The 23,453-nt window shown below is 71.6% G+C and carries 27 protein-coding genes; 16 read left to right on the top strand and 11 right to left on the bottom strand.

Features of this window, described 5'->3' with window-relative positions; translation table 11 throughout:
- Positions 1-26: 26 nt before the first annotated feature.
- Genes ALI22I_RS12790 through ALI22I_RS12810 form a run of 5 tightly spaced genes read right to left on the bottom strand, consistent with a single transcriptional unit; the run spans position 27 to position 6,672 of the window.
- Entirely contained in the window at positions 27-1,772 is a 1,746-nt protein-coding gene (locus tag ALI22I_RS12790) for an IucA/IucC family protein (RefSeq protein WP_077005698.1), read from the bottom strand.
- On the bottom strand, positions 1,765-3,045 hold the full coding sequence (locus ALI22I_RS12795) for a lysine N(6)-hydroxylase/L-ornithine N(5)-oxygenase family protein (RefSeq protein WP_077005808.1): 1,281 nt from the start codon (positions 3,043-3,045) through the stop codon (positions 1,765-1,767). Before ALI22I_RS12795 ends, ALI22I_RS12790 begins: the two co-directional genes overlap by 8 nt.
- Positions 3,042-3,620: a GNAT family N-acetyltransferase gene (locus tag ALI22I_RS12800; protein ID WP_077005809.1), complete on the bottom strand. Its 579-nt coding sequence runs from the start codon at positions 3,618-3,620 to the stop codon at positions 3,042-3,044. Before ALI22I_RS12800 ends, ALI22I_RS12795 begins: the two co-directional genes overlap by 4 nt.
- Positions 3,617-5,293: an IucA/IucC family protein gene (locus ALI22I_RS12805; protein ID WP_077005699.1), complete on the bottom strand. Its 1,677-nt coding sequence runs from the start codon at positions 5,291-5,293 to the stop codon at positions 3,617-3,619. Before ALI22I_RS12805 ends, ALI22I_RS12800 begins: the two co-directional genes overlap by 4 nt.
- Positions 5,290-6,672 (bottom strand): pyridoxal phosphate-dependent decarboxylase family protein, encoded by a 1,383-nt coding sequence (locus ALI22I_RS12810; RefSeq protein WP_077005700.1) that lies wholly within the window; start codon positions 6,670-6,672, stop codon positions 5,290-5,292. Before ALI22I_RS12810 ends, ALI22I_RS12805 begins: the two co-directional genes overlap by 4 nt.
- Before the next feature lie 313 nt (positions 6,673-6,985).
- On the opposite strand from ALI22I_RS12810, the gene ALI22I_RS12815 reads away from it, so the two are divergent.
- From ALI22I_RS12815 to ALI22I_RS12840, 6 genes are read left to right on the top strand one after another with little or no spacing between them, the layout of a single operon-like run.
- Positions 6,986-7,381 (top strand): DUF948 domain-containing protein, encoded by a 396-nt coding sequence (locus ALI22I_RS12815; protein ID WP_077005701.1) that lies wholly within the window; start codon positions 6,986-6,988, stop codon positions 7,379-7,381.
- Entirely contained in the window at positions 7,378-7,647 is a 270-nt protein-coding gene (locus tag ALI22I_RS12820) for a hypothetical protein (RefSeq protein ID WP_077005702.1), read from the top strand. Before ALI22I_RS12815 ends, ALI22I_RS12820 begins: the two co-directional genes overlap by 4 nt.
- Positions 7,648-7,702: 55 nt before the next feature.
- Positions 7,703-10,375: an alanine--tRNA ligase gene (alaS, locus tag ALI22I_RS12825; RefSeq protein WP_077005703.1), complete on the top strand. Its 2,673-nt coding sequence runs from the start codon at positions 7,703-7,705 to the stop codon at positions 10,373-10,375.
- Complete coding sequence (ruvX, locus tag ALI22I_RS12830; RefSeq protein WP_077005704.1) at positions 10,362-10,874, top strand: Holliday junction resolvase RuvX; 513 nt, start codon at positions 10,362-10,364, stop codon at positions 10,872-10,874. The genes alaS and ruvX overlap by 14 nt, the downstream gene beginning before the upstream one ends.
- Positions 10,871-12,094, top strand: a complete 1,224-nt coding sequence (gene mltG / locus ALI22I_RS12835; protein WP_077005705.1) for an endolytic transglycosylase MltG — start codon at positions 10,871-10,873, stop codon at positions 12,092-12,094. The genes ruvX and mltG overlap by 4 nt, the downstream gene beginning before the upstream one ends.
- Before the next feature lie 2 nt (positions 12,095-12,096).
- Positions 12,097-12,948 carry a shikimate dehydrogenase gene (locus ALI22I_RS12840; RefSeq protein ID WP_077005706.1) on the top strand — a complete coding sequence of 284 codons (852 nt, stop codon included), beginning with the start codon at positions 12,097-12,099 and terminating at the stop codon, positions 12,946-12,948.
- Positions 12,949-13,135: 187 nt separating this feature from the next.
- Here the strand turns inward: ALI22I_RS12840 and ALI22I_RS12845 are convergent, their stop codons facing one another.
- The 3 genes from ALI22I_RS12845 to ALI22I_RS12855 are packed head-to-tail and all read right to left on the bottom strand — an operon-like array spanning position 13,136 to position 15,503.
- A complete protein-coding gene (locus tag ALI22I_RS12845) occupies positions 13,136-13,405 on the bottom strand; it encodes an HPr family phosphocarrier protein (protein WP_077005707.1) in 270 nt (89 codons plus the stop codon).
- A 29-nt stretch (positions 13,406-13,434) separates the two neighbouring features.
- A complete protein-coding gene (locus ALI22I_RS12850; RefSeq protein WP_077005708.1) occupies positions 13,435-14,736 on the bottom strand; it encodes a PTS transporter subunit EIIC in 1,302 nt (433 codons plus the stop codon).
- Complete coding sequence (locus ALI22I_RS12855) at positions 14,733-15,503, bottom strand: GntR family transcriptional regulator (protein ID WP_077005709.1); 771 nt, start codon at positions 15,501-15,503, stop codon at positions 14,733-14,735. Before ALI22I_RS12855 ends, ALI22I_RS12850 begins: the two co-directional genes overlap by 4 nt.
- Before the next feature lie 164 nt (positions 15,504-15,667).
- Here ALI22I_RS12855 and ALI22I_RS12860 point away from each other — a divergent pair, with 164 nt between their 5' ends.
- The 3 genes from ALI22I_RS12860 to ALI22I_RS12870 all read left to right on the top strand — a co-directional run bounded on the left by ALI22I_RS12860 (position 15,668) and on the right by ALI22I_RS12870 (position 16,999).
- Complete coding sequence (locus ALI22I_RS12860; protein ID WP_053721653.1) at positions 15,668-15,904, top strand: glucose PTS transporter subunit EIIB; 237 nt, start codon at positions 15,668-15,670, stop codon at positions 15,902-15,904.
- Complete coding sequence (locus ALI22I_RS12865; protein WP_077005710.1) at positions 15,901-16,353, top strand: PTS sugar transporter subunit IIA; 453 nt, start codon at positions 15,901-15,903, stop codon at positions 16,351-16,353. Before ALI22I_RS12860 ends, ALI22I_RS12865 begins: the two co-directional genes overlap by 4 nt.
- 88 nt (positions 16,354-16,441) lie before the next feature.
- Positions 16,442-16,999, top strand: a complete 558-nt coding sequence (locus tag ALI22I_RS12870; protein ID WP_077005711.1) for a prepilin peptidase — start codon at positions 16,442-16,444, stop codon at positions 16,997-16,999.
- Here ALI22I_RS12870 and ALI22I_RS50735 read toward each other — a convergent pair.
- Together ALI22I_RS50735 and ALI22I_RS50740 are read right to left on the bottom strand one after the other, a co-directional pair.
- Positions 16,988-17,131 carry a hypothetical protein gene (locus ALI22I_RS50735; protein WP_179118210.1) on the bottom strand — a complete coding sequence of 48 codons (144 nt, stop codon included), beginning with the start codon at positions 17,129-17,131 and terminating at the stop codon, positions 16,988-16,990. The two genes, ALI22I_RS12870 and ALI22I_RS50735, sit on opposite strands and share 12 nt — an antisense overlap.
- On the bottom strand, positions 17,115-17,255 hold the full coding sequence (locus ALI22I_RS50740; protein ID WP_179118211.1) for a hypothetical protein: 141 nt from the start codon (positions 17,253-17,255) through the stop codon (positions 17,115-17,117). The genes ALI22I_RS50735 and ALI22I_RS50740 overlap by 17 nt, the downstream gene beginning before the upstream one ends.
- A 39-nt stretch (positions 17,256-17,294) precedes the next feature.
- Between ALI22I_RS50740 and ALI22I_RS54635 the strand changes: the two genes are divergently transcribed.
- The 6 genes from ALI22I_RS54635 (at position 17,295) to ALI22I_RS12900 (ending at position 21,816) form a co-directional block, all read left to right on the top strand.
- Positions 17,295-17,429 carry a hypothetical protein gene (locus ALI22I_RS54635; RefSeq protein ID WP_274522788.1) on the top strand — a complete coding sequence of 45 codons (135 nt, stop codon included), beginning with the start codon at positions 17,295-17,297 and terminating at the stop codon, positions 17,427-17,429.
- A gap of 77 nt (positions 17,430-17,506) precedes the next feature.
- Positions 17,507-18,706, top strand: coding sequence for a chorismate synthase (aroC, locus tag ALI22I_RS12880; protein ID WP_077005713.1), 1,200 nt, complete (start codon positions 17,507-17,509; stop codon positions 18,704-18,706).
- The gene (locus ALI22I_RS12885; RefSeq protein ID WP_077005714.1) at positions 18,703-19,206 is read left to right on the top strand and encodes a shikimate kinase; all 504 of its coding nucleotides are present in this window, start codon (positions 18,703-18,705) and stop codon (positions 19,204-19,206) included. The genes aroC and ALI22I_RS12885 overlap by 4 nt, the downstream gene beginning before the upstream one ends.
- A gap of 19 nt (positions 19,207-19,225) precedes the next feature.
- Positions 19,226-20,260, top strand: a complete 1,035-nt coding sequence (locus tag ALI22I_RS12890; protein WP_077005715.1) for a DNA glycosylase AlkZ-like family protein — start codon at positions 19,226-19,228, stop codon at positions 20,258-20,260.
- 19 nt (positions 20,261-20,279) lie between these two features.
- The gene (gene aroB / locus ALI22I_RS12895) at positions 20,280-21,392 is read left to right on the top strand and encodes a 3-dehydroquinate synthase (RefSeq protein WP_077005810.1); all 1,113 of its coding nucleotides are present in this window, start codon (positions 20,280-20,282) and stop codon (positions 21,390-21,392) included.
- Positions 21,393-21,408: 16 nt separating this feature from the next.
- Complete coding sequence (locus tag ALI22I_RS12900) at positions 21,409-21,816, top strand: VOC family protein (RefSeq protein ID WP_077005716.1); 408 nt, start codon at positions 21,409-21,411, stop codon at positions 21,814-21,816.
- Here ALI22I_RS12900 and ALI22I_RS12905 read toward each other — a convergent pair.
- Positions 21,793-22,209 carry a B-4DMT family transporter gene (locus tag ALI22I_RS12905; RefSeq protein WP_083751677.1) on the bottom strand — a complete coding sequence of 139 codons (417 nt, stop codon included), beginning with the start codon at positions 22,207-22,209 and terminating at the stop codon, positions 21,793-21,795. The two genes, ALI22I_RS12900 and ALI22I_RS12905, sit on opposite strands and share 24 nt — an antisense overlap.
- A gap of 101 nt (positions 22,210-22,310) precedes the next feature.
- Between ALI22I_RS12905 and ALI22I_RS12910 the strand changes: the two genes are divergently transcribed.
- On the top strand, positions 22,311-23,399 hold the full coding sequence (locus tag ALI22I_RS12910) for a M24 family metallopeptidase (RefSeq protein ID WP_077005717.1): 1,089 nt from the start codon (positions 22,311-22,313) through the stop codon (positions 23,397-23,399).
- Positions 23,400-23,453 lie beyond the last annotated feature (54 nt).

Here is a 23,453-nt window from a genome sequence, read left to right on the forward strand (position 1 = left end):
GGGATACCGGACGAGGCAGCCGACCCTCACCACCCGTCGAGCGGCGGGATGGGTGTGGCGTCGTGCAGCGGGTTGGGGAGGGTGCCGGTCTTCGGTACCGGGGGGCGGGCGGTCAGGTCCTGGTAGCCCAGGGTGATCCGGTAGCTGTTCAGCGGGTAGCGGAGGAAGTCCGGGGCGGTCAGGGCGCCTTCGTCCATGCGGGGGGCGAGGGTGGGGAAGTGGTCGCGGTAGGCCTCCACCTCGCCCCGGACCATGCCCCAGAAGCGGTCGGGGGTCAGGGGGAGCAGGGTGGACAGCGGGCGGAAGACGCCGACCAGGAGGGCGTCCACGATGTACTGGCGCAGGATCGGCCACGGTTTGCGCGGCAGCACGGGGTCGTGGGTGTCCGGTTCCAGGCCGCGGGCGGGGATGCGGTCCACGGAGACGTTCACGTCGTCCACCAGGTCCAGCAGCGCCACGCGCACCGGCGTGTTGTCCTGATCGGTGATCACCACGACGTTCTCGCCGTGCGGGTTGAACGTGATGCCGTACGTGTAGAGCACGTGCAGCAGCGGCCGGAACAGGGCTCGGAGCAGGGCGGCGAACCACGCCGCCGGGTCGGTGTCGCCGATGTACTCCAGGACCAGCGGCCGGCCGGAGCGGTCCACGTGCAGCAGGGCCGCCAGGGACCACGAGCGTTCACCGGGCTGGAGCGTCACCGGGGCGCGCCAGATGCACCCCATCGTCTCCAGCCACTGGTACGGCACATCGCCCGCCCGTGACAGCTGCGGGTGCCGGACGGTCACCGAGGCGACTTCGCCGAGCAGTTGCGTGCCCCACTCGCCGATGAGCTTGTCCGCCTGCCACAGACCGGAGAGCCACTGCGTGACGACGGGCGCGGCCTGCGTGCAGTGCGGCGGGATGCCCCGGTACACCGACGTGTTCAGCACCCGCAGCGGCAGCTTGACCTGGTACCGCGCCGGTGAGTCCACATTGGACATGGTGCGGATCGCCTGCGTCGGCAGGTACCAGTCGGGCGCCTCGCCTAGTTCGACCATCCGGCCAGTGGCGAGTTCCGGCGCCCACAGGGTGCGCACGACGTGGTCCAGCTGCCACGGGTGCACCGGCAGCCACACGTACGCCGCCGGATCGACCCCGGCCTCCCGCAACGACTCGGTGAACCGCTCGACCGTCATCGGGTCCAGCTCCCGTGCCCGCACGCCCTCCTCCGACAGCTCGGACGTGCCGCGGAACTCCGCCAACCCCCGGTGCACGGCCACCCACGGCAGCCGCACGGGCGTCCGCGCCTCCGGGCTGTGCCGGGCCAGGTCGTCCGCCGAGAACCCGACCCGGCCTTTGTTCGCGATCAGCCACGGGTGCCCGGTCAGGTGACCGTCCAGCTCCGCCTGCGGCAACGACGCCAGCTCCGCCGCCGGCCGCGCGGTCGCGGCCAGGGCCACGTCGGCGGCCAGGGTCGCGGTCACCTCGGCCAGGAAACCGGCGGTGGTGGCGGGTTCCACCCGCAGGAACCGGAACGCGTCCACCACGAACCGCTGCACGTCGTCGCACGGCTCGACCACGTCGTCACCGAGGATGCCCGCCGCCGCCCGGCGCACCGACCCCGGCCGCACCGCCCACCCGCCGAACGCCGTCCGCGTCGCCGAGAACGTGTAGACCGCGTCGTCGAACCGCAGCTCGTAACCCCCGGTCGGGGTCAGCAGACCTTCGAAGCACAACTCGCCGATCGCCTTGGCCAGCAACGCCGCCGAGCACTCGCGCCACAGATCAGTCAACGTCGTCTCCCGGTTGCCCGTCGTTCGGGGCGCTGAAGCTGGTGTAGGCGGTGTGCTTGGGCAGCGGGTAGACCTCGCGGCCGGTCACCGCGTTGACGATGGTGGCGTTGCGCACGGCCCCGATGCCGAGGTCGGGCGCGGCCACGCCGTGGCTGTGCAGGTCCGCGTTGGCCACGAACACGCGGCCGGTGACGGACGGGTCCAGCGCGATCGAGTGGTCCAGCGCGACGACGTACCGGCCCTGGGAGTCCCGGTGCACCAACGGTTCCAGCGGTGCGAGGAACGGCGTCGGCGCCTGCCCGTACCCGGTGGCCGCGACGACGAGATCGGTGTGGTGCCGGAACGTCCGACCGGTGTCCCGGTGCGCGCACTTCAGCACCACCTCGTCCGCGACGACGTCTGACGACACCACGGCCACGCCCGGTCGCAGTTCGACCGGCGCCAGTCCGTGCTCCCACTCCCGTCGGTACAGCAGGTCGTGCAGCTCCTCCAACGTCTCCGCCGAGATCGCCCGGTAGTGCCGCCAGTGCTCGGCCCGCAACGCGTCGCGCCGCTCCTGCGGCAACGAGTGGAAGTGCCGCACGTACGAGGGCGTGGTCATCTCCAGCACCAGCTTGGTGTAGTCCAGCGGCGCGAACACCGGCGTGCGGGTCAGCCACGTCACCGCCGGCCCGCCGTCCAGGTTGCGCCGCAACAGGTCCAGCACGATCTCCGCCCCGGACTGCCCCGAACCCACCACCGTCACCCGGTCGGCCGGAACGGCCCGGTGCAGGTAGTCGGAGCTGTGCACCAGCCGTTCACCGAGCCCGACCAACGCGGGCGGCACGGACGGCGTGGTGCCGACCCCGAGCACCAGATGCCGGGCTTCCAACGAGAACCGCGCCCCCGACACCACGAACCGGTCGTCGGCCCACCGCACGGACGTCACCGGATGCGAGAACCGCACCGGCAGCCGGGACGCCGCCCACCGCAGGTAGTCCTCGTACTCGCGCCGGGTCGGGTGGAACTTCTCGCGCACGTAGAACGGGTACAGCCGGTCCGCGTCGCGCAGGTAGGCCAGGAACGACAGCGGGTGCGTCGGGTCGACCAACGTCACCAGGTCGGCCAGGAAGCTGACCTGCAACACCGCGTCCGGGAACATCATCCCGCTGTGCCAACGCAGCTCGGGCCGCTCCTCCAGCACCACCACGTCCAGGTCGTCCACGGTGGACGCCAGCGCGGCCAGACCGAGGTTGAACGGACCGCACCCGATCGCCACCACATCGACTGTCATCGTGTGCACACCATCAGCAAAGCCACTTTGTCCGGCAACAGCACCTCACCGACCGGCTCGAACCCGCCCGCCGTGAACGAGGCGATGGCCCGCCGGTTGCGCACGTCCGGCTCCAGCAGCACCCGCGTGCACCGCGGATCGGCGTCGAACAGGGCCGCGGTCAGCACCGGCAGCAGGCCGCGCACCAGCCCACGATCCGTCATCCCCAAGTCGCCGACGGCGATGTGCAGCCCGACGTCGTGCGGCCGGGCCTGGTAGACCTCCGCCACGACGTCCCGTGCCGCCCGGTACACCTCCAGGTAGATCACCGGGTCGTCGCCCTGGCTGACCAGCACCGGCAGCGAGTGCAGTCCGGACAGCTGCCGGCGCAGCTCCTCGTCCCACTTCTCGCGGGGCCACGCCTGGTGCCAGAACGCGACCACGTGCGGCGCCTGCATCCAGCGGTGCACGAGGTCGAGGTCACGGGTGTCCGGATCGACCACGCGGGCGTGCCAGCCGTCGGTGAGCACCGGCAGCGGCGGACCGGGCACGCCGGACAGGTCGTCGGTGGGCCGGTAGGCGTCGAGGTGGGTCACCGGGCGCACCTGCCCTCCCGCAACGGGTTCGGCGCGTCGAAGTACACCGACTGGGCGTCCAGCGGCGCCAATACCTCGTCGATGCCCTCCAAACGGGTCAGCAGGTTCGCCTTGCACGGCAGCACGTCCGCCTCCAACCAGCGCCGGGCCAGCCGGTCGCCGTCCGGGCCGGCCTCGGCCAGCGCGGGCAGCGCCGCCTCCAGCCGGGCGGCCATCACGCCGAGCAGGTCCCGTTCGTCGGCCAGCCCCTCCACCCCGATGCAGCCGATCACCGCCAGCGCCTGGTTGCGCAGCAGGTAGTAGGTGAGCCGGTCGTCCACGATCGCGTCGTCCACCACGGCCAGCGTCGACTCCTCGACACCCAGCCGCTCCAGCACCCTCGGCAGGTGCGAGGACGCCAGGTAGTAGCCCTGGTTGTCCCGGTACCGGCCGCCGACCACCCGGCCCGCCGGGTCCAGCCGCACCAGCGTGTTCTGCTGGTGCGCCTCCAGCCCGATGCCGGTCTCCGCGTACAGCCGCAGCATCGGCACCAGCACGCGGTCGGTGTAGTCGGCGACCCACGCGGCGGCGTCGAGCCGCAGCACCAGCTCACCCAGCAGGGTGCGGCCGATGCCGGGACGCGGCGCGACCAGCCCGGCCAGGCACCGCGAGTCGCCGATGCCGTCCGGCACCTCGCGCACGGCCACGTCCAGCCCGGTGACCTCGCCGCCCTCGTCCACCGCGATCCACGACGGGTCGCGCACGATGCTGAACTCCGGGTGCGCCTTCTCCGTGCCGGACGCGTAGCCGGACTCCAGCAGCAGGTGGATCTCCGAACCCCGGCGCAGCTCGGTCGACGTGGACTCGCGCCGCGAGTTGGTGATCCGCAGGCCCAGCGACAGCTTCAGCATCACCGGCGCGCCGGTCCGGTACACCGTGCGCAGGCTCGACGTCGGCGACCACGCGGGCCCGAACTCGCCCAGCGGCTCCAGCAGCCCGCGTGAGATCAGCGACGCGATCCGGGGCCGGTGCAGCAGGTCGTGCGCCTGCCACGGGTGCGCGGGCACCAGCACCCGGCCCGGCTCCGGACTGCGCCCGGCCAGCGAGGACATCAGCGTCACCGCGTCCGGACCGGCCACCGAGCCGTGCGACACGACCTCCTCGGCCGCCGAGAACCAGAACAGCGGGAACGACCCGCGCAGCTCCGGCGCGTACCGGGCGTTGTCCGCGTCCGACAGGCCGTCGCGGCTCTTGGGCGCCGGGTGGTGCAGGTGGCCGAGCATCAACCGCTGCTCGCTGTCCAGGAACCGATCCGCCGGACCCACCGGCTCACGGCGGCGGTAGGCCACGAATTCGGTCACCCGCCGCACCGACTCCGCCGTGCGCTCCACCAGGTCGGCTGTGTCACCACCCAACTCCGCGCCGACCAGCGCCACCGCCACCACCGGGTCGACCGGCTTGCCCGCCAACGTCACCGGCCCGAACCGGTGCCGCCCGGTCGGCGACGCGTACCGGACCTCGGCCTCCAACAGCAGCCCGAGCACGTCGATCCGCACTCTGTTGTCTGGTTCTCCGGTCCCCGGATGGCTACCTACCGGCACGTTCCGCTCCCGCACCCAACAGCGCAGCAACGCCTCCAGGTGGGCGTGCTCCGCGGTCGCCCGCGGATCGCCCTCCAACGGATCTGGTTTCACGCCGCTCCTTCCACGAGTCGTTCGGCGGCCGATCCGGCCTCGCGGACCAGCGTCAACAGCGCGGCCAGGTCCGCCTCGCGGGCGTTCGGGTTGAGCAGGGTCAACTTCAGGCACGTCACCTTGTCCACCTCGGTGCGGCCGATCAGCGCCTCGCCCGCGCGCAGCAACGCCCGGCGCAGCCGCGCGTTCACCTCGTCGGCCAGCGCGTCGTCCGCGGGCCGGTACCGGAACACCACCGTGGTCAACGTCACCCCGCCGACCAGCTCGAACGCCGGGTCGGCGGCGATCAGCGCGGCGGCGTGCCCGGCCAGCTCGTGGCACCGGTCCACCAGCGCGCCCAGACCGTCACGGCCCAGCGCGAGCAGGGTCGCGGCCACCTTCACCGCGTCCGGTCGGCGCGTGGTCTGCAACGAGCGGCCCAGCGTGCCGTCGTAGCCCTCGGTCCGGTCGTCCTCCGGGTTCAGGTACGCCACCGACCGCTCCAGCGGCGCGAACAACGACGCCGAGCGCACCAGCAGCACGCTCGCCGCCGCCGGCTGCCAGCCGATCTTGTGCAGGTCCGCGGTCACCGAGTCGGCCAGGGCCAGCCCGTCCACCAGCCCGGCGAGCTTCGCCGAGAACACCGCGCCGAAGCCGTAGGCGGCGTCCACGTGCAGCCACGCGCCGTGCGCGCGGGCGAGCGCGGCCAGCTCGGGCAACGGGTCCACCGAGCCGAAGTCCGTGGTGCCCGCGGTCGCCACGACCGCCACCGGTGTGCCGCCCGCCCGCAGCATCGCCGCCAGCGCGTCCGGCCGCATCCGCCGGTCCGAGTCCACCGACACCGTCCGCACCGCGTGCTCGCCGATGCCCAGCGCCGCGCACGCCCGTGCCACCGAGAAGTGCGCCAGCTCCGAGCAGAACACCACCGGGTCGGGCAGCGCGGCCACGCCGTCGGACCGCACGTCGATGCCCAGCCGGGCCGCCGCCGCGTCCCGCGCCAGCAGCAACGCGGTCAGGTTGGACAGCGTGCCGCCGGGCGTGAACACGCCGTCGGCGTCCGCGTCGAACCCGGCCAGCCGGGCGAGCGCCGCCACCACCCACCGTTCGACCGCGATGGCGGCCGGACCGGAGTCGTAGGTGTCCAGCGAGGCGTTGCCGGCGCTGGCCAGCGTGTCCGCCGCGACGGCCACGGCCAGTGGCGGCGGTTGCAGGTGGGCGGCGGCGAAAGGGCTGGTCAGGTCTACTCCCCAGTCGGCGAGCACCGTCGTGACGCGGGCCAGCGCGGCGTCCGCGCCGATGCCCCGCTCCGGCAGGTCGCCGAGCACCCGCCGGGCCTCGGCCAGCACGTCGGCGGGCCGGCCCGGTGGAATCGGTCGTCCGGAGGAACTGACGGCGAACACGGCACCTCCGACGATTGAATAAGGTTAGGCTTACCTCATCTATTCCGTGTCGCACGTGTCAAGCCGGAGCGATCATCACCGGTGTGACGATCACCGCCAGACCAACGCTAGCCGCCGAAACCGCGATCTCATTGACGCCAAATGGGGGGTCTTGGCCTGCCGTCCCAACCCGTGGCACGAGCCGGCGCGCCCGCACCGCTGATCTCGTTCGAACCCGTCAAACAGGTCGCGGTAACCTTGGCCACCCGCTGTAGTGCAGGCGAGCTGCAATCCCGGTGAATCCGGGCACTCGCAAAATCCACCAGGAGGATCCGTGTCGCCAGGGCAGATCGCCGCGCTGGTCGCCGCCGGCGCGTTCGTGCTGCTTGTGCTGCTGCTGGCGATCCCGTTGATCAAGCTGGGCCGCACGCTGGACGAGGCCACGATCGCCATCCGCAAGGCGCACCAGAACAGCGACCCGATCTTCACCGGCGCGAACACGACGATCTCGCACGTGAACACGCAGTTGGAGCGGGTGGACGGGATCACCGCCAACGCCCGCGCGGTCACCGGCAACGTCTCCGCGCTGACCTCCCTGTTCACCGCCACGCTCGGCGGGCCGCTGGTCAAGGCCGCCGCGCTGTCCTACGGCGTGAGCAAGGCCATCCGCGCCCGGCGCACGGCGAAGGAAGCTCCCAGCAAGCACACTCGACGCAGGGGCAGGCGATGAGGCGGCTGTTCTGGTTCGGACTCGGCATCGCCGCGGGCGTGTTCGCCACCCGCAAGGCGGGACAGGCCGCGCACGCCGCCACGCCCGCGGGCATCGGCGAGAACGTGGGCCAGGGCCTGCGCGAGCTGGCCGGCGCCCTGGGCTCCTTCGGCGCCGAGGTGCGCGCCGGAATGTCGGAGCGCGAACAGGAGTTGCAAGAGACCGTGGAACGTCAGACGGGCTTCACGCCGGGTCGGCGAGCGCGCGGGGCGAACGACGGCAGGTAGGTCGTTCGTTCGCCTCGTCGCGCCCTGACTTCCACACTTCCGAAGGACAAGACCCGTGCAGACCCACGAGATCATCAAGCGATTCCGCGAGCACTTCGAGAACGCCGGCCACAAGTACGTGCCCAGCGCCTCGCTCATCCTGGACGACCCGAACCTGCTGTTCGTCAACGCCGGCATGGTGCCGTTCAAGCCGTACTTCCTCGGCGAGGCCCCGCCGCCGTACAAGCGCGCCACGAGCATCCAGAAGGTCGTGCGCACCGGCGACATCGACGAGGTCGGCAAGACCGCCCGGCACAACACGTTCTTCCAGATGGCCGGCAACTTCTCGTTCGGCGACTACTTCAAGGAAGACGCCATCCGCTTCGCCTGGGAGCTGATCACCAGGTCCCAGGACGAGGGCGGCTACGGCTTCGACCCCGAGCGCCTGTGGGTGACCGTCTACCTCGACGACGACGAGGCCATCGAGCTGTGGCAGAAGGTCGCCGGCCTCCCGCTGGAGCGCATCCAGCGGCGCGGCATGGCCGACAACTTCTGGTCGATGGGCGTGCCCGGCCCGTGCGGCCCGTGCTCGGAGATCTACTACGACCGGGGCCCGCAGTACGGCGCCGAGGGCGGCCCCGTCGCCGACGAGAACCGGTACCTGGAGATCTGGAACCTCGTCTTCATGCAGAACGTCCGCGGCGAGGGCGGCGGCAAGGAGGAGTTCCCGATCGTCGGGGACCTGCCCGCCAAGAACATCGACACCGGCATGGGCGTCGAGCGGGTGGCCGTGCTGCTCCAGGACGTGGACAACGTCTACGAGACCGACCTGGTCCGCCCGGTGATCCAGAAGGCCGAGGAGCTGTCCGGCCGCAAGTACGGCGCCGACGAGACCGACGACGTCCGCTTCCGCGTGATCGCCGACCACGCCCGCAGCGGCGTGCTGATCGTCGGCGACGGCGTCACGCCGGGCAACGAGGCCCGCGGCTACGTGCTGCGCCGCCTGCTGCGCCGCATCGTCCGCTCGGCCCGCCTGCTCGGCGTGACCGAGCCGGTGCTGGTGCAGTTCGCCGAGGTCGTCCGGGACGCCATGGGCCCGGCCTACCCGGACCTGGTCAAGGGCTTCGACCGGATCGCCCAGGTGCTCAAGGCCGAGGAGGACACGTTCCTGCGCACGCTCGACGCCGGATCGCGGATCTTCGAGAGCGCCGCCACCGAGGTCAAGGCCGACGGCCGGGCCACCCTGCCCGGTGACAAGGCCTTCCAGCTGCACGACACCTACGGCTTCCCGCTCGACCTCACCCTGGAGATGGCCGCCGAGGCCGGCCTGACCGTGGACGAGGACGGCTTCCGCAAGCTGATGGCCGAGCAGCGCGCCCGGGCCAAGGCCGACGCCGCCGGCAAGAAGACCGGCCACGGCGACCAGACCGTGTACCGGGAGCTGCTGGAACTCGGAGCCACCGAGTTCACCGGCTACCAGGAGCTGGCCAGCGAGGCCACCCTGCGCGGCATCGTCAGCAACGGCAAGCGGGTCAAGTCGGCTCGTGAGGGCGACATCGTCGAGGTCGTGCTCGACCGCACGCCGCTGTACGCCGAGTCCGGCGGCCAGGAGAGCGACGCCGGCGTGATCGTCTCCGGTAGCGCCGAGCTGGAGGTCGTGGACGTCCAGAAGGTGTCCCGCAAGCTGTGGGTGCACCAGGTGCGCGTGGTCAGCGGCGAGATCGCCGAGGGCGAGCACGTCGAGGCCAGGGTCGATCCGGAGTGGCGCGTCGGCGCCCGCCAGGGCCACTCGGGCACGCACGTCGTGCACGCCGCCCTGCGCCAGGTGCTCGGCCCGTCCGCCCTGCAGAGCGGCTCGTACAACAAGCCGGGCTACCTGCGGCTGGACTTCGCCTGGACCGGCGGCCTGTCCGAGGAGACCCGCAGCGAGATCGAAGAGGTCTCCAACCTGGCCGTGCGCAAGGACCTGCCGGTCAAGGTCGTCTACACCGACATGGGCGGTGCCCAGGAGATGGGCGCCGTCGCCCTGTTCGGCGAGACCTACGACGAGACCGTGCGCGTGGTCGAGATCGGCGGGCCGTGGTCGCGCGAGTTGTGCGGTGGCACGCACGTCGAGCACTCGTCCCAGATCGGCCCGATCACGGTGATCGGCGAGTCGTCCGTCGGCTCCGGCGTGCGCCGGCTGGAGGCCTACGTCGGCATCGAGGCCTTCAAGTACCTGGCCCAGGAACGGGCCCTGGTGCAGAACGTCGCCGCCATGCTGAAGGTGCCCGACGCCGAGGTGCCCGCCCGGGTCGAGGCCCTGGTGGAGCGGTTGCGGGTGGCCGAGAAGGAGCTGGAGAAGGTCAAGTCCGCCCAGCTCGTCGCCAACGCCGGCTCGCTGGCCGACCAGGCCTTGGACGTGCGCGGCGTGTCCCTGGTGGCCCTGGTGCTGCCGGAGGGCACGTCGGGCGCCGACGTGCGGACCATCGCCGGCGAGGTGCGCAACCGGCTCGGCGCCAAGCCGGGCGTGGTCGGCCTGTTCGCCCCGGACGGCGACAAGGTCAGCTTCGTGGTGGCCACCACCGCCGCCGCCCGCGACCTGGGGCTGGCCGCCGGCAAGCTGGTGCCCGCCTTCGCCCCGGCCGTGGGCGGTCGTGGCGGCGGCAAGCCGGACCTCGCCCAGGGTGGCGGCACGAACCCGAGCGGTGTCGGTGACGCCATCACCGCCCTGCGCAACGAGGTGGACCGCGCCGTTGAGCAGCGCTGATCGTGCCGGCGTCGACGATCCCGGCCTCGGTCGGAGGCTGGGCGTCGACGTCGGCGCGGTGCGGGTAGGGGTCGCCTTGAGCGATCCGGGGGCGTTTCTCGCGACGCCACTGGTTACCCTGGCGCGTGACGTGAAGAACGGTCGGGACCTGGCGGACCTGACCGGTCTGGTCACCGAGCACGACGTGGTCGAGGTCGTGGTCGGCCTGCCGCGGACGCTGGCCGGGAAACACGGGCCGGCGGCGGAGGCGGCGGCGGCGTACGCTGCGGCGTTGGCCGAGCTCGTCGCCCCGGTTCCCGTGCGGCTCACCGACGAGCGGCTGACCACCGTGACCGCGAGCCGGGTGCTCGCCGAGCGGGGTGTGCGAGGCAAGAAGCAACGCGCCGTCGTCGACCAGGCCGCAGCGGTCGAGATCCTGCAATCCTGGCTGGACGCACGGGCGCGACAAGTGGCTCGATCCGCAGCGGAGCGAGCCCCCGGAGCTAAGGACGGCTCGTGAACGACGACCTCGGGTTGTTCGCCGACCCCGACGCACGCCACGACGAGCGTGCGCGCGGCAAGAGCGACGCCGCGGCCCGTCGGGCCAAGCGCAGACGCAAGCGGACGATCCTGTGGGTCGTCGTGGCGCTGGTGCTGACCGGTGGCGGCGTCGGCGCGTACTACGGGTACCGGACGTTGAGCGGTATCGGCTCGTACGACGACTTCGCGGGCGCGGGCGAGACCGACGTGGTGGTCGAGGTCAAGGACGGCGACCTGGTGTCCTCGATCGCGACCACGCTGTACGACCAGGGCGTGGTGGCCAGCGCGCGGGCGTTCACCGAGGCGGGCGCGGAGGACGCGCGGGTCACCGCCATCCAGCCCGGCTTCTACCTGATGAAGACCAAGATGTCCGGTGCGGCCGCGGTGACGCGGATGGTGGACCCGGCGGCCAAGGTGGTGCCGCTGGAGGTCAAGGGCGGCAACGTGCTGCACGACATCACCGCGTTGGACGGCAGCATCACCAAGGGCATCCTGTCGATGCTGTCCGACGCGTCGTGCGTGGAGCTGGACGGCGCGAAGAAGTGCGTGACGCCGCAGGAGCTGCGCGACGCGGCGGAGAATGCCGACCCGGCCGCCCTCGGCATCCCGGACTGGGCGCTGGCGGACGTGACCGGCGCGCCCAAGGAGAACCGGCTCGAAGGCTTCATCGTGCCGGGCCTGTACCACCTCAAACCGGGCGCGAACGCCGCCGAGCTGCTCAAGAGCGTGATCGCCACCTCGCTGACCCGGTTGCAGGGCTACGGCATCCCGAGCGGTTCGGGCAAGACCGGTTTCCGGCCGTACGAGGTGCTGGTCGTCGCCTCCCTGGTCGAGAAGGAAGGCCTGACCAAGGACTTCGGCAAGATCGCCCGGGTGATCTACAACCGGCTCGCGGTGGGGCAACTGCTGGAGCTGGACTCCACGGTCAACTACAAGCTGGACCGGCCGAGGATCACCACCGACGACGAGGACCGGCAGAGGTCCGGGCCGTACAACACCTACAGCGCGGGCGTGCGGGGCCTGACACCGACGCCGATCGGCTCGCCCGGCCGTGAGGCGATCACCGCCGCGATCAACCCCGAAGCCGGTGCGTGGTTGTACTTCGTGAAGTGCAACAAGGACGGCACGACGTGCTTCAACAACACGTTCCCGGAGCACAACGCCGCGGTGGACAAGGCTCGGGCGGAAGGCGTCTTCTGACCGTGACGCCGACCGCGCCGCGCCGTGCGGCGGTCATCGGCTCGCCGGTGGCCCACTCCCTGTCGCCCGTGCTGCACAACGCCGCGTTCGCGGCACTGGGCCTGTCCGACTGGACCTACACGCGGGTCGAGTGCGAGGCGTCCGGTGTCGCCGGGCTGGTCGCGGGCCTGGACCCGTCGTGGGCGGGTTTGTCGGTGACCATGCCGAACAAGCGCGCGGCACTGGCCGTCGCCACCACCGCGACCTCGCGCGCCGTCGAGGTGGGCGCCGCGAACACTTTGGTGCCGACGGCCGACGGCTGGCGGGCCGACAACACCGACGTGGACGGCATCCTGGGAGCACTCCGCGCCTCCTGCGGCTTCACCTCGGGCACCCATGCCGTTCTGCTGGGCGCCGGCGGTACCGCCACGGCGGCACTGGTGGCCCTCGCGTCGGTCGGCGTTCGCGAGGTGTCCCTGGTGGTGCGTTCGGTGTCGCATGCCGCCGAGGCCGACTCGTGCGCGTTCCGCCTCGGCCTGGCCCTGGACGTCGTCACGTGGGACACCGCCGACTTCGCCGCTCTCGCCGCGTCGTCGGACGTCCTGGTCAGCACCGTGCCACCGGCCGCCACCGAGCCCATCGCCGCGGCCCTGGCCGAGGCCCCGTGCGTGCTGGACGTCATCTACCACCCCTGGCCGACGCCACTCGCCTACGCGGTGGAAAAACAGGGCCGCACCCTCGCCACAGGCCTGGACATGCTCCTGCACCAGGCCTTCGGCCAGTCCGAGCAGTTCACCGGCCACCCGGCCCCCCGCGAAGCGATGCGCCAAGCCCTCCGCACCGCCACCAACAACCTCCTCCCCCTCCCCATCTAGCCCCACCCCGCGCGTGTCCAACGTTGGGAACGCGCGTGTCCAACGCCCAGAACACGCGTGTCCAACGTTCAGAACACCCGAGTTGAACGCTCAGAACGCGTGAGTCCCGCGTTCGGGCAACCCCGTGCACGTCACTGGGCCCTGCTCGCGGAAGTGCGAGCAGGGCCCAGCCGTCGTGCTGAGGGGATCAGCCCCCGTCGAGGTCGGTGGCGATGATCTCCGCGATCGCCTCCAGCGCGGCGTCCGCGCCGTCGCCGTCCGCGGCCAGGACGACCTCGTCGCCGTGCATCGCGCCGAGCGTCATCAGCCCCAGCACGCTCGCCGCCTCGACCGGTTGGCCGTCGTCCTTGCGGATGGTGATCTTCACCGGCTGCCCGGCCGCCGCCTTCGCCAGGAGTGCGGCAGGGCGTGCGTGCAGTCCGACCTTGCTCGCCACGGTGACCCGTCGCTCAGGCATGATCCGTCCTCTCGTCCTTCAGTCCGCCGTCAGGACGCCGTCGCGCCCTGTCGGTCTTCCTTGTCGCCCTTGTCGCTCTCTTCGACGTTGCTCTCGACCACGCTCGGGTCGGCTTCCGGGTCGTCGTCCGCGTCGCGTCCCGGAGTCTTCAGGTTCCACTTGGTGATGACGAAGCGGAACAGGAAGTAGTAGATGAACGCGTAGATCACGCCGAGCACCAGGAGCAGCAGGGGCTTGGTCGCGATGCCGAAGTTGAGGGCGTAGTCGATGGCACCGGCGGAGAACCCGAACCCGTCGTGGATGCCCAACGCGTTGCTGATGGCCAGCGAGGTGCCGGTGAGCACCGCGTGGATCACGTACAGCGGCCACGCCACGAACATGAACGCGAACTCCAGCGGTTCGGTCACACCCGTGATGAACGAGGTCAGCGCCGCCGAGCCCATGATGCCCGCGACGATCTTCTTCTGCGCGGGCCGGGCGGTGTGCACGATGGCCAGCGCCGCCGCCGGCAGCGCGAACATGAAGATCGGGAAGAAGCCGGTCATGAACGTGCCCGCGGTCGGGTCGCCGGCGAAGAACCGCTGGATGTCGCCGGTCTTGCCCTCGTACTCGCCGAAGACCTGCCACATGAACGTGTTCGGGATGTGGTGCAGGCCCAGCGGGATCAGCAGGCGGTTGATCGTGCCGTAGAGACCCGCGCCGATGATCGTGCTGCCGGAGATCGCCTCGCCGACCGAGGTCAGGCCCGCGTCGAACCACGGGTAGATCAGGCCCATGACCACGCCGACCGGGATCATCACGCCCGCGACCATGATCGGCACGAACCGCCGGCCGCCGAAGAAGGCCAGGTACGCGGGCAGCTTGATGCGGTGGTACTTCTGCCACAGCACGGCCGTGATCAGACCGACCACGATGCCGGTCAGCACCGAGTAGTTGATCATCTCCTGCTTGGCGTCGGCGGCCGCGTCGGCCGGCAGCGGCAGCACGAGCGGCGACATCGCCTTGAACACGGCCTCCGTCACCACGAAGCCGACCACGGCGGCCAGCGCGGTGGAACCGTCACCGCGCCTGGCGAAGCCGATGGCCACACCGACGGCGAACAGCAGCGGCAGGTTCGCGAACAGCGCGTTGCCCGCCCCGCCGACGACACTGGCGACCGCGTTCCAGCCCAGCAAGTCCTTGCCGAGGATGTCGTCCTGGCCGAGTCGCAGCAGGAGAGCGGCGACGGGCAGCGCGGCGATCGGCAGCATCAGGCTGCGACCGAAGCGCTGGAGACCGGCCAGTCCCTTGATCTCACGACCGCCGGTCGCCTGAGGTGCGCTGGCGCTCATGTGGTACCTCCCTTGGCGGAGTGGTGTGGGCCGGAATCCGGGACGGTCCGGTCCAATTGCATGGTCACCTGGTAGAGATCGCCCCGGTACCAGGACGTCATGTCCTCGACGGGCCTGCTCTGCGAGCTGGAGACCCGGCGGAAGACGAGGAGCGGGCTGCCGGTCCGAACGCCCAGCAGCTTCGCTGTATCGGGATCGGCGCCCTCGGCCCACACGGTCTGGCCCGCGTGGTCGAGCTGCACGCCGTAGCTGTCGGCGATGAGGGTGTAGAGCGAGGTGGTGAGGTCGTGCCGGTCGAGGTGGGGCACGACCCGGGGGTTGTACCAGCCACGTTCGACGGCCAGCGGCACGCCGTCCGCCCGGCGCAGGCGGACGAGCTTGCACGCCGGTTCGTGCGGACGCAGGCCGAGCGCGGTGGCCGCCTCCGGTGGCGGCACCTCCTCGGCGCACGCCAGCACCTCGGTCGCGGGGGTCAGCCCGCGCCGACGCATGTCGTCGGTGAAGGACTCCAGGTACAGCTGGACGTCCAGCCGACGCCGGGCGGTGAACGTGCCCCGGCCTTTCGCCCTGGTCAGGAGACCTTCGGCGACGAGTTGCCCGACCGCGGCGCGGACCGTGATGCGGGAGACCCCGTACTGCTGGGCCAGGTCGCGCTCGGACGGGATCGGGGAGCCCGGCGGGAGCTCCTGCTCGGCCATGCGCCGCAGGATGTCGCGCAGTTGGGCGTGCTTGGGCTTGGGCCCGTCGACGATCTCGGTGCGGTTCATGACACCTCCCCGTGCTCGCGTCGGTAAACCGGGATTGGTACTTTCCGGTCTAGACCAGTTGGTGCGGGGAGGATGCTCCGCGCGCCGACCGGGTGTCAACCGCCGTTACGGGACCGTGCCCGAGCGGTGGCACCCTCAGGCCAGGTGTCGAGAGAGGACTTGAAGTGGCGGATGACAAGGCGGAGCGCATCCTCGCCGCGCTCGGCGGTGCGGACAACATCGTGGAGATCGAGCCGTGCATCACGCGCCTGCGCTGTGAGCTGGAAGACGGTTCTTTGGTGGACGAGAAGGCTTTGAAGGGTCTGGGCGCGCATGGCGTGATGCGTTCGGGCAACGTCGTCCAGGTGGTCGTGGGCCCCGAGGCCGACACCATCGCCAGCGATATCGAGGACCTCCTGTGACGCTGCGCGTGACCAGCCCGGTCAGCGGTCGTGTGGTGCCGCTCACCGAGGTGCCGGACCCGGTGTTCGCGCAGGCGATGGTCGGTCCGGGAGTGGCGGTGGAACCCGATCGGGTGAGCGCCGAGGTGGTGTCCCCGGTGGACGGGACGGTGGTGACGCTGCACCCGCACGCGTTCGTCGTGGCCACTTCGGAGGGCGCGGCGGTGTTGGTGCACCTCGGGATCGACACGGTGAAGCGCAAGGGCGAGGGCTTCACGTTGCACGTGGTCAAGGGCGAGACCGTGCGCGCGGGGCAGCCCGTGGTGACGTGGGACCCGGCCGAGGTCGAGGCGGCGGGATTTTCCCCGATCTGCCCGGTGATCGCGTTGGACGCGGCGCCGGAGGTGTTGCTGGACCAGGCCGGTGGTCCGGTGGTGGCGGGTGACGCGCTGTTCTCCTGGCAGCGTTGATCTTCCGGTGACGGGCGAGTGCGGGTGAATGGACCGTTCACCCGCACTTCTCGTTGCGCTGCGCGTGTCCCGCGACGACGCTGGGTCCATGGTCATCTCGGGTTTCCTCGCCGGTGCTCTGGGCGCCGGCCTCCTCCGCCACCTGCCGCGCGGCGCGAACGTCGGCTGGCTGTGGTGCGCAGTGCCGACAGCCGCGTTGTGGTTCGTGGCCTGGGCACTCGCGCCACCGCACTGGCTCCCCGTGCCGCTGCTGCTGGCGTGGCTGGGGGTGCTGCTGGTCGCGACCGACCTCCGGCACCAACGGCTACCGGACGCCCTGACGCTGCCCGCGTACCCGGCGATCGGCCTGGCGCTGTGGCTGTGCGGCGCCGACCTGGGGCGTGCGCTGGCGGGTTGCGTCCTCTTCGGCGGCTTCCACCTGCTCATACGCCTGCTGGTGCCGTCCGCGATGGGAGGAGGCGATGTCAAGCTGGCCGGCTCACTGGGCGCGGTGCTCGCGTCGGTCTCCTGGCTCGCCTTACCGGTGGGCGCGCTGCTGGCGAGCACCATCACGCTGTTCGTCGGCCTGTGGTGGCGGCCGGACGGCGTGCCCCACGGACCAGGGCTCCTGGCCGGCACGTGGCTGGTGGCGGTGTCAGCCGGCTGAGGGTGTCTCTTCGGGCTCTTTCCCGCCCTTCTTCATGAGCACCACCATCGGACCGATCACCGCCAAGCCGATGCCGCCGAAGCAACCGAGCAGAGCGCGCAGACGGCGGGAGCGCTTACTGCGGACGGTCATGTTCGTTCCACTTCTGGTTGTCGTCGGCGAGGAACTGCTTGTTGAGTTCCTTCGCGCCTTCCTTGATGGGCGCGACGAGGTCACCGGGCGTGGGCATGAGGTGGCCGATGTCACGGCTGGCCACGGCGCGCACCCGGTTCCGCACTGGCACCGGTTCACCGGCGTGGGGCTGGCCGTGGTGCTCGACCGTCTCGGTGAGCCGGTGCGGCTGAACCTGGCCGACTCGTCACACCGGTCGTTCGACATCGCGGCCACCGGGCTGGTCGACGCGTTGCGGGGCGTGGTCGGCGAGCGGTGACCGTCCACCCGGCGGGACGGGCCCACGCTCGTTCACCTGGGGACTCGGGGCTGTTAACGCTGTGAAAGGATTCGCCCGTGCTGCGCTGGATCACCGCTGGGGAGTCTCATGGACCGGCCCTCGTCGCCGTGCTGGAAGGCATGGTCGCCGGGGTCGAGGTCACCACTGCCGACCTGACCGCTCAACTGGAGCGCCGCCGACTCGGCTTCGGCCGGAGTCCTCGCATGGGGTTCGAGGCCGACGAGGTCGAGATCCTGGGCGGTGTCCGGCACGGGCTCACCCAGGGTGGCCCGATCGCGGTCCGGATCGGCAACACCGAGTGGCCCAAGTGGCAGACGGTGATGTCGGCCGACCCGGTCGACCCGAGCCTGCTCAAGCCCACGGGTCGCAACGAGGCGCTGACCAGGCCCCGCCCCGGTCACGCCGACCTGCCCGGCATGCAGAAGTTCGGCTTCGACGAGGCCCGGCCCGTGCTGGAACGCGCCAGCGCCCGCGAGACGGCGTCCCGCACCGCGCTCGGCACGGTCGCCCGGCACTTCCTCAAGCAGGTCTTCGACGTGGACGTGATCAGCCACGTCGTGTCCATCGGCAAGGCCAAGACCCCCGCCGACGCGGCGGTGCCCGGTCCCGGCGACCTGGCCGCCGTCGACGCCAGCCCGGTCCGGGCCTTCGACGCGCGCGGCACCGAGGCGATGGTGGCCGAGGTCGAGGCGGTCAAGGAGGCGGGCGACACGGCCGGCGGCGTGATCGAGGTCATCGCCTACGGTCTGCCGCCGGGCATCGGCTCGCACGTGCACTGGGACCGTCGCCTCGACGCCCGGCTGGCCGGCGCGCTGATGGGCGTGCAGGCGATGAAGGGCGTGGAGATCGGCGACGGCTTCACCACCGCCGAGCGGTGGGGCACCCAGGCGCACGACGAGATCGACCGGGGCACCGGGCCGAAGGGCGTCACGCGGCGCTCCAACCGGGCCGGCGGCCTGGAGGGCGGCATCACCAACGGCGAGCCGCTGCGCGTCCGCGTCGCCATGAAGCCGATCTCGACGGTCCCGCGCGCTCTGTCCACTGTGGACGTCCGAACCGGCGAGCCCGCGGTGGCGATCCACCAGCGCTCCGACGTGTGCGCGGTGCCGCGCGCGGGCGTGGTGCTGGAGTCCGTGGTGGCGCTCGTGCTGGCCGAGACGGCGCTGGAGAAGTTCGGCGGCGACTCGATCACCGAGACCAAGCGCAACGTGGCCGCTTACGTGGAGGCCCTGGAAGCCCGTTGGGAGGGGCTGTGACTCCGAAGCTCGTGGTCCTCGGTCCGCCGGGGGCGGGTAAGACGACGGTCGGCCGGCTGCTCGCCGACCGCCTGGGCGTCGACTTCCGCGACACCGACGACGACATCGTGGCCGCCGAGGGCCGGTCGATCGCGGACATCTTCACCGGCGACGGCGAGCCCGCGTTCCGCGCGCTGGAGGAGGAAGCCGTCGCGCTCGGCCTGAAGAGCCACGAAGGCGTGCTGGCGCTCGGCGGCGGCGCGGTGCTGTCCGCGACCACCCGCGAACGCCTCGCCGGCCACACCGTGCTGTTCCTCAACGTCGGCATGGCCGAGGGCGTGAAGCGCACCGGCATGTCCGGCGCACGCCCCCTGCTGGCCGGCGTGAACCCGCGCGCGACGTTCAAGTCACTGCTGGACGCCCGCCTGCCGCTGTACCGGGAAGTCGCCACCATCGAGGTGGTCACCGACGCCCTGGCGCCGGAGCAGGTGGTCGAGGCCGTGCTCGCCCGGTGGACCTGACCGGCGCGAGAATGACTCCGTGGAACTGACCGGCGCCCGGGTCCTCGCGCACCGCGCGGCGGTGCAGGGCCTGCACGGTGACCAGCCCACCGACCAGGCCGTGCTCGCGCTCGGCATCGCGGACAGCCCGGCCAAGACGGGCGCGACGGCGTTGGGCATCCGAGGCCGCCGCGAGGGCACCGAGGACCTGACGCGCGTGCTCAGCGTGCGCGGCGCGCCGCACCTGCACCACCGCGAAGACCTGCCCGCGTTGCGCCGGCAGCTCCGACCACGCACGCGGGAGCAGTTGGCGGCGTGGTGCGGGGCGTTCCCGGTGCCCGACCTGGAGCACGTCGACCTGGTCGTGGACCTGATGCACCGCGAGTTCCCCGGTGACACGGCCACCAAGGGTGAGCTGTCCGCCGCGATCAGCCCGCTGCTGCCCGAGATCGCCAGGCCGTACTGCCCCCGCTGCAAGACCGAGCACGTCATCGAGAACCTCTTCCGGCTGGGCACGCTCCTCGCGGGCATCGAACTGGAGCACTACGGCGCGAAGCTCACCTTCCGCAGGCCCAACGCCAAACCGAACACCGAAGAGCCCGGCGAGCCGACCCTGTTGCGCGACTACGCCCGGCTCGTCGGTCCGTTCGCGAAGGCGGACGCGGGGAAGTGGCTGGGCGCGGGCCCGCAGGACGTCTGGCCCGAGCTGCGCCCGGTCAAGGTCGACGGCAAGCGGCTGCTCGTGCACGAGGACGTTCGCGACGCGCCGGACCCGCCCGCCGGGCTGCTGCTGTTCCCGCGCGACCCGTACCTGCTCGGCCCGCGCCACCTGGTCGCCGACCCGGACGTGGCCAAGCGGGTGTGGCGGCCGGTCGGCAGCCCCGGCGCGCTCGTCCTGCACGGCCGGGTGGCCGGTGCGTGGCGGTACGAGTTCAGCGGCCGCACGGTGACGTTCCAGGTCAGCGGCTGGTCGAAGGTCAAGGGCGCCGCGCGCAGAGCGATCAAGTACCAGGCCGACGTGCTGGCCGGGGTGTGGGGCGGCAACGTGCTCGAAGCGACCGTGGTCGAATGGTGACCCGACGAGGGGAGTGGTGATGGGCGAGCCGGTGCGGATCCGCGTGGCCGCGGAACGACCGTACGACGTGGTGGTGGGCCGCGGCCTGCTCGGTGACCTGGTCGAGACCCTGAAGGGCACGGACAGGGCGGCGATCGTCCACACACCCACGCTGACCGAGACCGCCGAGGCGGTCCGCGAGGCGCTGGCCGAGGCCGGGATCGACGCGCACCGCGTCGAGGTGCCCGACGCCGAGGACGGCAAGGACCTGCGCGTCGCCGGGTACTGCTGGGACGTGTTCGGCCGCATCGGCCTGGGCCGCACCGACGTGGTGATCGGCCTCGGCGGCGGCGCGGTGACCGACCTGGCCGGGTTCGTCGCCTCCACCTGGATGCGCGGGGTGAAGCTGGTCCACGTGCCGACCACCCTGCTGGGCATGGTGGACGCCGCGGTCGGCGGCAAGACCGGCATCAACACCGACGCGGGCAAGAACCTGGTCGGCACGTTCTACGAGCCGACCGCCGTCCTGGTCGACCTGGCCACGCTGGAGACCTTGCCGCGCAACGAACTCGTCGCGGGCATGGCCGAGGTGGTCAAGGGCGGTTTCATCGCCGACCCGGTGATCCTCGACCTGATCGAGGCCGACCCGAACGCCGCGCTGGACCCGACCGGCGACGTGATCGAGGAACTGGTCCGGCGAAAGATCCAGGTCAAGGCCGACGTGGTGTCGACCGACCTGCGCGAATCGGACCTGCGGGAGATCCTGAACTACGGCCACACCCTCGCGCACGCCATCGAGCGCCGCGAGCGGTTCCGCTGGCGGCACGGCGCGGCGGTCAGCGTCGGCTTGGTGTTCGCCGCCGAACTGGCCCGCCTCGCGGGCCGGCTGGACGACGAGACCGCCGACCGCCACCGCTCGATCCTCACCTCGCTCGGCCTGCCGACCGGCTACGACCCGGACGCGCTCGGCCAGCTCATGGAAGGCATGCGCACGGACAAGAAGACCAGGTCGGGCGTGCTGCGGTTCGTGGTGCTCGACGGCCTGGCCAAGCCCGGTCGGCTGGAGGGCCCGGACCCGGCGCTGATCGCGGCGGCGTACTCCGCGGTGGCGGCCGAGCCGAAACCGAAGTCGGGCGGGAGCATCCTGCTGTGACGCCGGTGCTCGCGGGATGACCGCGGGTCACCTGCACCACGTCGAACTGTGGGTGCCCGACCTGGCCCGCGCCGAGCGGAGCATCGGCTGGCTGCTCGGCGAACTGGGCTGGGTCGAGTACCAGCGCTGGCCGGCGGGCGTGAGCTGGCGGCTCGGCCCCACCTACGTGGTGGTCGAGCACTCGCCCGCGATGGACGCCCACCACCGCCTCGGCACCGGCCTGAACCACCTGGCGTTCCACGTCGCGGACCGGGCCGGGGTGGACCGGCTGGTCACCGCCGCGACCGAGCACGGGTGGTCGCCGCTCTTCGCCGACAAATACCCCCACGCCGGCGGTCCGGATCACTACGCGGGGTATCTGGTGAACACGGACGGTTTCGAAGTGGAGTTGGTGGCCGCGTCAACGCGACCCGTCGGGCTGTGACTCCTCGGGCTGGGGGAGCACGTTGCCGATGCCCATCCCGATCCCGGCCGTCGCCATGACCAGCAACGCGGTGAACGCCGCACCGCCGGTCAGCGCGGGCCCGAGCGATTCGAGGCCGGTCTGGTCCACCAGCGAGCGGCCGGCCACGCCCGCGATCCCGGCCAGCGGGCCGGCCACCAGCGCGGCGAAGAACCACACCATGCCGCGCCCGTCGAGCTGCCGCCACGCGTCCAGCGCGCCCCACAGCACACCGATGACGACGACCAGCCCGATCGCGATGTACCGGATCGACGAGGCGGCCTCGGGGCTGTAGACGCTCACCGCCGAGGTGCCGGTCTGCACCCCGCCGTGGAACAACCCCATCCAGAACCCCCGGACCAGCCACGCGCGCATACGGCCCACCCTAGGGGTGACCGACGACGTCACACCATCGAGCGAGTTTCACCCCTTCGAGTGGCACTGTGAGGTGGCCCACCGGGCTCTAGGCTGCTGATATGCCGCACTCCACTCGCCGCGCCGCCCTGCGCGCCACGCTCCGGGAACGGGACCTGGACGCCCTGCTGGTGACGAACCTGCTCAACATCCGCTACCTCACCGGGTTCACCGGGTCGAACGCGGCGCTGCTGGTGCACGCCGACTCGGACGACACCTCGGTGTTCTGCACCGACGGCCGGTACCTCACCCAGGCCGCGGCGCAGGTGCCCGACCTGGAACGGGTCGTCGACCGGCCGTGCGACGTGGCGCTGGCGGGCCGGGCGGCAAAGGCGGGCGCGGAGCGGGTCGGCTTCGAGAGCAGGCACGTGACCGTGGACGGCCTCGACGCGCTGACCGAGGCGGCCGACGGCGTCGAGCTGGTCCGGGCCTCCGACTTGGTCGAGCAGCTGCGGCTGGTCAAGGACGACGCCGAGATCGAGGCGCTGAGGATGGCGTGCGCGGCGGCCGACCGGGCGCTGGCGGGCCTGGTCGAGCACGGCGGCCTGCGGCCGGGCCGCACCGAGAAGGACATCGCCCGCGAGTTGGAGAGCCGGATGCTCGACCACGGCGCCGCGGGCCCGTCGTTCGAGTCGATCGTGGCGACGGGCGCGAACACCGCCGTGCCGCACCACCGGCCCACGGACGCGGCGGTCAAGGACGGCGACTTCGTGAAGCTCGACTTCGGCGCGCTGGTCGATGGCTACCACTCGGACATGACCCGCACCCTGGTCGTCGGCCGGGCCGCGGACTGGCAGCGCGACCTGTACCAGCTGGTCGCGGCCGCGCAGAAGGCCGGGCGGGCCGCGCTGGAGGTCGGCGCCCGCGTCTCGGACGTGGACGCGGCGGCGCGCGGCGTGATCGAGAACGCCGGGTACGGCGAGCAGTTCGTGCACGGTCTCGGGCACGGCGTCGGCCTGGAGATCCACGAGGCTCCAGCGTTGTCGAAGGCGGGTGACGGTACACTTCTTCCCGGTATGGCGGTCACCGTCGAACCCGGTGTGTACCTGGCCGGGAAGGGTGGTGTCCGCATCGAGGACACGCTCGTGGTGCGCGAAGGCGCCCCGGAGCTCCTCACCTTGACCGCAAAAGAGCTCATCGAGCTCCGATGATCGGATCGTCGGCCCCGCCGACGTCGCCCTCACACACGCAACAGGAGAGCCCAC

It is taken from the genome of Saccharothrix sp. ALI-22-I (assembly GCF_001984175.1).
Lineage (GTDB): Bacteria > Actinomycetota > Actinomycetes > Mycobacteriales > Pseudonocardiaceae > Actinosynnema.

Coding starts and splice junctions, on each gene's coding strand:
- ALI22I_RS12900 (WP_077005716.1), top strand. CDS start 21,409: ATGACCGCGGGTCACCTGCACCACGTCGAACTGTGGGTGCCCGACCTG.
- ALI22I_RS12795 (WP_077005808.1), bottom strand. CDS start 3,045: ATGACAGTCGATGTGGTGGCGATCGGGTGCGGTCCGTTCAACCTCGGT.
- ALI22I_RS50735 (WP_179118210.1), bottom strand. CDS start 17,131: ATGACCGTCCGCAGTAAGCGCTCCCGCCGTCTGCGCGCTCTGCTCGGT.
- ALI22I_RS12850 (WP_077005708.1), bottom strand. CDS start 14,736: ATGAGCGCCAGCGCACCTCAGGCGACCGGCGGTCGTGAGATCAAGGGA.
- aroB (WP_077005810.1), top strand. CDS start 20,280: ATGGGCGAGCCGGTGCGGATCCGCGTGGCCGCGGAACGACCGTACGAC.
- ALI22I_RS12870 (WP_077005711.1), top strand. CDS start 16,442: ATGGTCATCTCGGGTTTCCTCGCCGGTGCTCTGGGCGCCGGCCTCCTC.
- ALI22I_RS12855 (WP_077005709.1), bottom strand. CDS start 15,503: ATGAACCGCACCGAGATCGTCGACGGGCCCAAGCCCAAGCACGCCCAA.
- ALI22I_RS12845 (WP_077005707.1), bottom strand. CDS start 13,405: ATGCCTGAGCGACGGGTCACCGTGGCGAGCAAGGTCGGACTGCACGCA.
- ALI22I_RS12905 (WP_083751677.1), bottom strand. CDS start 22,209: ATGCGCGCGTGGCTGGTCCGGGGGTTCTGGATGGGGTTGTTCCACGGC.
- ALI22I_RS12910 (WP_077005717.1), top strand. CDS start 22,311: ATGCCGCACTCCACTCGCCGCGCCGCCCTGCGCGCCACGCTCCGGGAA.
- ALI22I_RS12820 (WP_077005702.1), top strand. CDS start 7,378: ATGAGGCGGCTGTTCTGGTTCGGACTCGGCATCGCCGCGGGCGTGTTC.